An 8,141-nucleotide genomic window follows, 5' to 3' on the forward strand; every position below is an offset into this window, starting at 1 on the left:
GTTGAAGCCGGCGCCGTGGGGGAGGAGGACGAGTGGGGCGTCGAGTTCGTGCAGCGGGCCGTTGCGGCTGGCGGAGATGGCCAGGTCGCAGGACTTGCGCGGGGGTGGCCAGGGGACGGTGCGGGCGCCTTCGCGGTCGAGGCGGGCGAGCACGCCGGTGTCGTAGTCGGAGCCCGGGGCGAGGGTGAAGAGCGGCGTTATGCGGGGGTCGCCCGCGAAGACGGGGAGGACGTCGAGGAGGCGGTGCAGCGTCGCGGCATTACGGACGACGAAGAGCACCCGCCGCGCAGCCGCCGCCCTTCCGGCTTCCGGCTCCCGGCTCCCGGCTCCCGGCTCCCGGCTCCTACCCACCATCCATCCTACTTTCGGCCGGTGCGTACCGCCTCAATTCCCCTGAACCCGCCCCGAATCCCACACGTCTCAAGACGGTATGGCGGCGATCGTACCCGCCCCGCTAACCTCCCCCCATGGACCCGGCAGCCATCGCAACCCTGGTCACCGCCGCCGCCTCCGGAGCCGCCGGCGAGGCGGGCCGGCGTGGCTGGGAGTCGCTGGTCGGGCTCTTCCGCCGCGGCCGGGGCGACGGCCAGGACGTCGTCCAGGCCGAGCTCGTCGACCCGGGCGACGAAGCCGCCGTCCGCGGCCTCGCCGAGCGCATCGCCGAACGGGCCGCCGCCGACCCGGAGTTCCACCGCGCGTTGGAGGACTGGGCGCGGGCGCACCGGCCCGCCCCGTCCGTGCGCAACGAGATCTCCGGCAACGCCCAGGTCAGCGGCCACACTTTCCAGGCCGGCGGCGATATCACTTTCAACGGACCGCCCCCGCCCGTACGATGACTACATGACGTATACAACAAAGTCCCGCCGCTCCCGGGAGGCCAACTCCCCGCTCGCATGAGCGGCCGCAACGGCGCGCCCCGCGCCCACCTCTCCGACCGCGCCCCGGCACCCCGCGCCGTCCGCACCCGCACCCGCGCCGAGATCCGCCGCACCCGCCGCCCGCGCTCCCACCGCTGCTGGGATCATCTCTACGCCGCCCCGCTCTGGCCGCTGCACGGCGCCAACCTCGGGACGCTGCTGCGCACCTGTGACGCCGTGGGCGCCTGCCTGACCGTGCCGCGCTTCCCCTGGGTGCCCGAGGCGCTGGCCCGCGGCAACACCCTGCGCCGACCCGCCTGCGTGCACTGGACCGGCGACCCGGCCGGCTGGCTGCAGCGGCAGCGCGAACGCGACGACGGAACGCGCGTCGTCGGCGTCGAGCTCGCCGAGAACGCCACCCGGCTCGGCGATCTGCCCGCCGCCCGCGGGCGGACCGTCATGGTGCTCGGGCATGAGCAGTACGGGATTCCGCCGGAGGCGCTCGATCTCCTCGACGAGGTCGTGGAGATCCCCATGGTCGGCAGCGGCGCCAGCCTCAATGTCGCCGTCGCCGGGTCGCTCGTCCTGTACAAGCTGGCGGGACTGCTGTGACCTGGCCCGACGCCGTCGTGGCCGGCGTGCTGGTGATCGGCGCGGTGGTGCAGCGGGTGGCCGGGATCGGGCTGGGGCTGCTGTGCGTGCCGCCGCTCGTCCTGCTGCTCGGGCCGGTCGAGGGCGTCTCGCTGTCCAATGTCGCCTCCGCGGCGCTCAGCCTCTTCGGCCTCGGCGCGGTGTGGCGGGAGGTGCGGCTGCAGGTGATGGTGCCGCTCGTCGCGGCGGCCGGTGTGACCGTGCCCGCGGGCGCGTGGGTGGCGCACCGGCTGCCCGAGCCGCTGCTGCTGAGCGGGATGGGCGCGGTGGTGACGGGCGCCGTGCTGCTGGTGATGCGCGGTGTGCGGCTGCCGGGGCTGAACGGCACCGGGGGAGCGATGGCGGCGGGCGCGGCGAGCGGCTTCATGAACTCGTCGGCCGGCGTCGGCGGCCCGGCCATCTCGCTGTGGGCGCTGAACGCGGGCTGGACGGCGCGGCAGTTCGTGCCGAACGCGCTCTTCTACGGGGTGGTGGTCAACGCCCTGTCGGTAGCCGCGAAGGGGCCGCCGACGCTCAGCGGGACGGCCTGGGGGCTGATCGCGGCGGGCATCGTGGCCGGCGGCCTGATCGGGCGGATCTTCGCGGACCGGATCCCGGAACGGCCCGCCCGCCGGCTGCTGTTGCTGCTCGCGCTGACGGGTGGCGTGGCGACGCTGGCGAAGGGGCTCGCCGGGCTGGTGTGAGCGCCCGAAGATGGCCGACGAACAAAGTAGTTCGTGACGAGGTCTTGAAATCGATTGCACGCTTGGTGAAGCATCCGACCCAAGCGAGCCCTCAGTCGTCAACACATTTCCCGTACCGCAGGGATGGTCTAGTCCTCCCTTGCAGAAATCGATTTCTCGCCAGGAGTCCTCCCGTATGCACACGAACGAAGACTGGCCCGTGGTGCGGCGCTACCGCGGCGCGGACCGCGCCCGGATCGCGCTGCCCGTCGGTGGCATCGGCACCGGCTGCGTCAGCCTGGGCGGGCGCGGACAGCTGCTGGACTGGGAGCTGTTCAACCGGCCCGCCAAGGGCTGCGCCGCGGACTCCTTCTTCGCCGTACGGGCGGCAGGGGAGTCCGGAGCCGTCACCCGGGTGCTCGAAGCGTCCCTGCTGGAGGGGGAGTTCGAGGGCCCGCACGGCAGCCCCTCCGCGCTGCACGGGCTGCCGCGCTTCCGCGACGGCGAGTTCGCCGCCGCGTACCCCTTCGGGCAGGCGCTGATGAGCGACCCGGCGCTGCCGATCGAGGCGACCGTGTCCGCGTACAACCCGCTGATCCCCGGCGACGCCGACGCCAGCGGACTCCCGCTGCTCGTCCACCGGACCCGCATCCGCAACACCTCGGACGAGCCGCTGCAGGTGAGCGTCTGCGGCAGCCTCCAGCACATCGCCGGGCGCGGCCTCGACGGCAGCCTGCCGGCGGGCAACTCCTTCGAGCTGCTGCGCGCGGACGGGCTCACCGTGCTCGCCGGCGGCACCAGCGAGGTCGCCGCGGACGCCGAGTCCTACGGCACCCTCGCCCTCGCCGCCGTCGGCGACCCGGTCGGCAGCCACCGGCTGACCTGGGCGCGCCGCTCCTGGGGCGACTCACTCCTCGACTTCTGGGACGACTTCAGCGACGACGGCCGGCTCGACCACCCGGACGACGGCGCCCGCGTGCCCACCGGCTCGCTCGTCGTCACCAAGGAGCTCGAACCCGGCGCCGAGACGGACTTCACCTTCCTGATCGCCTGGCACTTCCCCAACCGCCGCGCCTGGACCCACCACCATGCCCCCGCACCCGACTACGGCCACGGCGGCCCTGTCATCGGCAACCACTACGCCACCCGCTTCGCCGACGCCGCCGACGTCGTGCGGCAGGCCGCGCCGCGGCTCGGCGAGTACGAGCGGCGCACCCGCGCGTACGTGGAGACGATCACGTCGAGCGACCTGCCCGCCGTCGTCCAGGACGCCGTGCTCGCGAACGCCGCCGTGCTGAAGTCCCCGACCTGCTTCCGCATCGCCGACGGCACCTTCCTGGCCTGGGAGGGCGGCAACACCGACCACGGCTCCTGCCACGGCAGCTGCACGCACGTGTGGAACTACCAGTACGCGCTCGAGCAGCTTTTCCCCGACCTGGCCTGGACGATGCGCGAGGTCGAGTTCGTCCACTCGCTCGACGACCGCGGCCTGATGAGCTTCCGCGCCGGACTGCCGCTCGCCACCGAGGGCACCGGCTGGCGGATCGCCGCCGCCGACGGGCAGATGGGCGCGCTGGTGCGGCTGCACCGCACCTGGCGGCTGACCGGCCGTGACGACCTGCTGGCCACGTACTGGGAAGGGGCCCGGCGGGCGCTGGAGTTCGCCTGGATTCCGCTCGGCTGGGACGCCGACCGGGACGGGCTGATGGAGGGCTGCCAGCACAGCACGTCCGACGTGGAGTACTACGGGCCGAGCGGCGTCAACCAGTCCTGGTACCTGGCCGCGCTCGCCGCCTGCGCCGAGATGGCGGCGGCCGTCGGCGACGACGGCTTCGCGAAGACCTGCGCCGACGTGCTCGCGAGCGGGGCGGCGCGGACCGACGAGACACTGTTCAACGGCGAGTTCTACGGCCAGAAGGTGCTGCCGCCGGGGTCCGCCGACCGTATCGCCGAGGGGCTCCGGATCCGCTACGCGGGCGACAATCCGGACGTCGGCTCGGACGATCTGGAAAACCCGGACCTGCAGATCGGCCCCGGCTGCATGAGCGACCAGCTCGCCGGGCACGCGCTGGCCCGGCTCGGCGGGCTCGACGACCGGCTCGACACGGCCCACGTCACCACCGCCCTGCGCAGCATCGTGCGGCACAACCACCGGGAGGAGTTCCACTCCCACTTCAACCACCTGCGCACGTACGCGCTCGGTGACGAACACGGGCTGCTCAACTGCACGTATCCGCACGGCGGCCGGCCGGAGCGCCCCTTCCCGTACTGCAACGAGGTCTGGACGGGCCTGGAGTACACCGCCGCCGTCGCCCTGGCCGCGCACGGGGACCGGGACACGGCCGAGCACCTCGTCGAGGACGTCCGCGGCCGCTACTCGGGCCGCGCCCGCAACCCCTTCAACGAGGTCGAGTGCGGCAACCACTACGTCCGCTCCATGGCCTCCTTCGGCCTCGCCCACGCCTGGCCGCGGACGGTGGTCGACGCGGGTGCGCGGACGATCGAGCTCGATCCGCTGCCGGGGCGGTGGCCGGTGATCGCGGGAGGACTTCTCGGCGTGGTCGAGGTCGGCGACGGGCGGGCGGACTTCCGCGGGACGCACGAGGGCGAGCCGTTCGCCGTCGTGCTGCGAGAGAACTGATCGGGACGGAGACGTAAACGATGGATGCCACGACACCGGCGCACTTCACACGACGCAGCGCCCTGCGGATGACCGCTGCCGCGGCGGCCGCGGTCCCTGCCGCCTCCGCCCTCGCGGCCTGCGGGGACTCCGGCGGCAGCGGGGGAGGGGCGGCCACCGGGGAGCTGAGCCTCGTCTATCTCGGCGACGCCACCCAGCAGAAGTCCTTCAACGCGCTCTTCGAGCAGTTCAACCAGGTCCACCCCAAGATCCAGATCAAGGCCCGCGGCATCGCCGCCAAGGACTGGGCGACCTTCGCCAACACCGTCTCCACCCAGATCGCCGGCGGCAAGGTGCCCGACATCGTGCAGGTGGCGACGGAGGGCCAGCGGCTCTTCGCGTCGAAGGGCCTGCTGCTGCCGCTCGATCCGTATCTGAAGCGGGACAAGAAGGCGGTCGACGCCTACTTCGCGGACGTCGACCCGAAGCTGAAGCGGTGGACCGAGAAGTACGGCTCCACCGACGGCAGGACGTACTACGTGCCCGGCGGCTACAACACCGTCTGCCTGTACCTCAATACGGACCTGTTCAAGAAGGCGGGCGTCGACCTGCCGGGCGATGAGTGGACGTGGGAGGACTTCCGGCGCGCGGGCCTGCAGATCAAGGAGAAGACCGGCGCCTTCATGCTGCCGGTCAATTACGTCAACCCCTTCCTCGACCTCATGCCCTGGCTGCTCACCAACGGCACCAGCACCCTCAACGCCGCCTGGGACAAGGGCACCTTCGACTCCCCGGAGGCCGCCGAGGCGGCCACGTTCGTCAAGAGCCTGATAGACGACGGCCTGTCGCCGAAGCCCGGCGGCACCTTCGACGGCCCCAGCCAGTACGCCAAGGGCAAGCTCGCCGCGCTCGCCGGCGGCCGCTGGACGACGGTCGACATGCGCCGGATCAAGATGGTCGGCAAGACGCACATCGTCAGCTGGCCGGTGCACAAGGGCCACGGCTCGCCGGTCGGCTGGGACGGCTGGCCGATCCTGAAGGCGTCGAAGAAGAAGGACGCCGCCTGGACCTTCCTCAAGTGGCTGATGACGAAGGACGCCTCGGACTTCTACGCCAAGATCGGCGGCACCACCGTCCCGGCCCGCAAGTCCGTCGCCGCGAGCGCCAGCTTCACCACCGACGCGCCCAAGGGCACGGAGGAGCTGCCGAAGGCGATCACGTACGGGACGCCGATCCCGTCGCCCAACCAGGGCGCCCAGGTCCAGGCCGCCATCATGAAGGGCTGGCAGGCGGCGATCACCGGCACCAAGCCCGTAGCGGAGGCGCTGACGGCGGCGAACACCGAGCTGAGCGGGCTGCTGTGACCACCGTCGCCCCGCTGCGGACACCCGCCGCGGCCGCGCCGGCCGCGGGGGTGGCCCGTACCAAACGGCGGGACTGGGCCGGCTACGCCTTCCTCAGCCCGGCGCTGCTGCTCTTCCTCGTCTTCATCCTGGGGCCGTTCCTGGCGGCGATCGTGCTCGCCTTCTTCAGCTGGGACATGCTCACCCCTGCCACCTTCAACGGGGTCGGGAACTTCACCGAGATGTTCTCCGACCCGCTGCTGTACAAGGCGCTGGCCAACACCTTCGTCTTCGCCCTCGCGTCGGTGGTGAGCCATGTGGCGGGCGGGCTGCTGCTGGCGCTCGCGGTGAACAAGGTGATGAGCCGGGTGCTGTCGTACTTCGTGCGCACCGCGCTGTTCTTCCCGTTCGTGATCTCGTGGGCGGCGGTCGCGCTGCTCTGGAAGTACGTACTCGACCCCACCTTCGGGATCTTCACGTACTACTTCGACAAGATCGGCTTCCAGGCGCCGGGATGGTTCACCGACCCGGCGTGGGCGCTGCCCGCGATCATCGGGATCGACTGGTGGCACACCATCGGCTTCACCTTCGTCATCATGCTGGCCGGACTGCAGACGGTGCCGCAGCAACTGGTGGAGGCGGCGCGGGTGGACGGGGCGAGCCCGCGCCAGATCTTCTGGTACGTGACGATCCCGATGATGTCTCCGACGATCTTCTTCGCGTCGGTCATCACCTTCATCGGGGCGTTCCAGATCTTCGACCCGGTGCAGATCATCACGCCGCAGGGCGGTCCTGACGACTCGACGGTGACGGTGGTGATGTACCTGTACCAGAAGGGCTTCGAGTCCTTCCAGGTCGGCTACGCCTCCGCCGTCTCGCTGCTGGTCTTCGTGGTGATGATGGCCGTCACGATGCTGCAGTTCTGGGGTTCCAGGAAGTGGGTGCACCAGCAATGACGAGGACCGGAAAGACGGCGCTGTACGGGGCGCTGCTGCTGGTCGGCCTGCTGATGGTCGCACCGCTGGTGTGGCTGGTCGGGCAGAGCCTCACGGCGGAGCAGGCGGCCTTCGACGTGCCGCCGAAGTGGGTGCCGGACCCGTTCACCTTCGACAACTTCGGCGAGGTGCCCGGGCTCATCCCGTTCGGGAGGATGGCGTGGAACAGCCTCCAGGTGGCGGTGATTTCCACGGCGGGCTCGCTGCTGGTGAGCGTGCTCGCGGCGTACGCCTTCTCGCGGCTGAGCTTCCGCGGCCGGGACGGCATCTTCCTGCTGATGCTGTCGGCGCTGATGGTGCCGGTGCAGATGACCGTGATCCCGGTCTTCGTGCTGATGCGCAATCTGGGTCTGGTCGACAGCCTGCCGGCGCTCTGGCTGCCGGCCCTGATCAATGTCTTCTCGATCTTCTTCTTCCGCCAGTACTTCAACACCATCCCGCGGGAGCTGGATGAGGCGGCGCGGATCGACGGCGCCGGGCATCTGTGGATCCTCTTCCGGATGATCGTCCCGCTGTCGGGCCCGGCGATCGCGGCGATGACGATCCTGACCTTCGAGCTGTCGTGGAACAACTACTTCGGCCCGCTCATCTTCCTGAGCACGCCGGAGCACATGACGCTGCCGATCGGGCTGGTGACGCTGCAGAACGGACAGGGAGGCTCTTCGGTGGTGGTCTTCGCGGCGATCACGGCGGTGGTGCTGCCGGTGCTGGCAGTCTTCCTGATCTTCCAGCGGAGCTTCGTCACGTCGATCGCGTCGGCCGGGCTGCGGGGGTGACGGCGATGGCATCAGTGGTACGGGCGGCGCCCGCGGTACGGGAGTTGTCGGCGGCGGAACACCGCGCCCTGGTCCGCACGCTGCGCGGCGCCTGGCCGGCGCTGCCGGCGCTGCTGTGCGGGTCGGCGGCGGTGTGTGCGGCGGCGGTCGCCGTGGTGCTGCTCGCGCCCGGCGTGACGCCGGTGTCGGTGCTGCTGGCGGCGGTGCTGGTGACGCCCGCGGTGGCGGGGCTGGCGG

At 71.3% G+C, this 8,141-nt stretch carries 7 protein-coding genes and 2 pseudogenes; 8 read left to right on the forward strand and 1 reads right to left on the reverse strand.

The annotated features are described in order from the left end of the window. A pseudogene (locus G5C51_RS37480) lies at positions 1–354 on the reverse strand (hypothetical protein); the annotation flags it as partial. A gap of 113 nt (positions 355–467) precedes the next feature. On the opposite strand from G5C51_RS37480, the gene G5C51_RS37485 reads away from it, so the two are divergent. From G5C51_RS37485 to G5C51_RS37520, 8 genes and pseudogenes are all read left to right on the forward strand, one after another. Beyond that, complete coding sequence (locus tag G5C51_RS37485) at positions 468–836, forward strand: hypothetical protein (protein ID WP_165244618.1); 369 nt, start codon at positions 468–470, stop codon at positions 834–836. 57 nt (positions 837–893) lie between these two features. Further along, on the forward strand, positions 894–1,469 hold the full coding sequence (locus tag G5C51_RS37490; RefSeq protein ID WP_165244620.1) for an RNA methyltransferase: 576 nt from the start codon (positions 894–896) through the stop codon (positions 1,467–1,469). Further along, positions 1,466–2,191, forward strand: a complete 726-nt coding sequence (locus G5C51_RS37495; RefSeq protein WP_338118449.1) for a TSUP family transporter — start codon at positions 1,466–1,468, stop codon at positions 2,189–2,191. The genes G5C51_RS37490 and G5C51_RS37495 overlap by 4 nt, the downstream gene beginning before the upstream one ends. A 175-nt stretch (positions 2,192–2,366) precedes the next feature. After that, on the forward strand, positions 2,367–4,811 hold the full coding sequence (locus G5C51_RS37500; protein WP_165244622.1) for a GH116 family glycosyl-hydrolase: 2,445 nt from the start codon (positions 2,367–2,369) through the stop codon (positions 4,809–4,811). Between the two features lie 20 nt (positions 4,812–4,831). After that, the gene (locus G5C51_RS37505; RefSeq protein ID WP_240930192.1) at positions 4,832–6,154 is read left to right on the forward strand and encodes an ABC transporter substrate-binding protein; all 1,323 of its coding nucleotides are present in this window, start codon (positions 4,832–4,834) and stop codon (positions 6,152–6,154) included. Beyond that, entirely contained in the window at positions 6,151–7,089 is a 939-nt protein-coding gene (locus G5C51_RS37510; protein WP_165244624.1) for an ABC transporter permease subunit, read from the forward strand. The genes G5C51_RS37505 and G5C51_RS37510 overlap by 4 nt, the downstream gene beginning before the upstream one ends. Then, entirely contained in the window at positions 7,086–7,904 is an 819-nt protein-coding gene (locus G5C51_RS37515; protein ID WP_165244626.1) for a carbohydrate ABC transporter permease, read from the forward strand. The genes G5C51_RS37510 and G5C51_RS37515 overlap by 4 nt, the downstream gene beginning before the upstream one ends. A 5-nt stretch (positions 7,905–7,909) precedes the next feature. Continuing rightward, positions 7,910–8,141, forward strand: a pseudogene (locus tag G5C51_RS37520) (hypothetical protein); the annotation flags it as partial.

It is taken from the genome of Streptomyces coryli (assembly GCF_011044975.1).
Lineage (GTDB): Bacteria > Actinomycetota > Actinomycetes > Streptomycetales > Streptomycetaceae > Streptomyces > Streptomyces coryli.

Coding starts and splice junctions, on each gene's coding strand:
- G5C51_RS37485 (WP_165244618.1), top strand. CDS start 468: ATGGACCCGGCAGCCATCGCAACCCTGGTCACCGCCGCCGCCTCCGGA.
- G5C51_RS37490 (WP_165244620.1), top strand. CDS start 894: ATGAGCGGCCGCAACGGCGCGCCCCGCGCCCACCTCTCCGACCGCGCC.
- G5C51_RS37500 (WP_165244622.1), top strand. CDS start 2,367: ATGCACACGAACGAAGACTGGCCCGTGGTGCGGCGCTACCGCGGCGCG.
- G5C51_RS37505 (WP_240930192.1), top strand. CDS start 4,832: ATGGATGCCACGACACCGGCGCACTTCACACGACGCAGCGCCCTGCGG.
- G5C51_RS37515 (WP_165244626.1), top strand. CDS start 7,086: ATGACGAGGACCGGAAAGACGGCGCTGTACGGGGCGCTGCTGCTGGTC.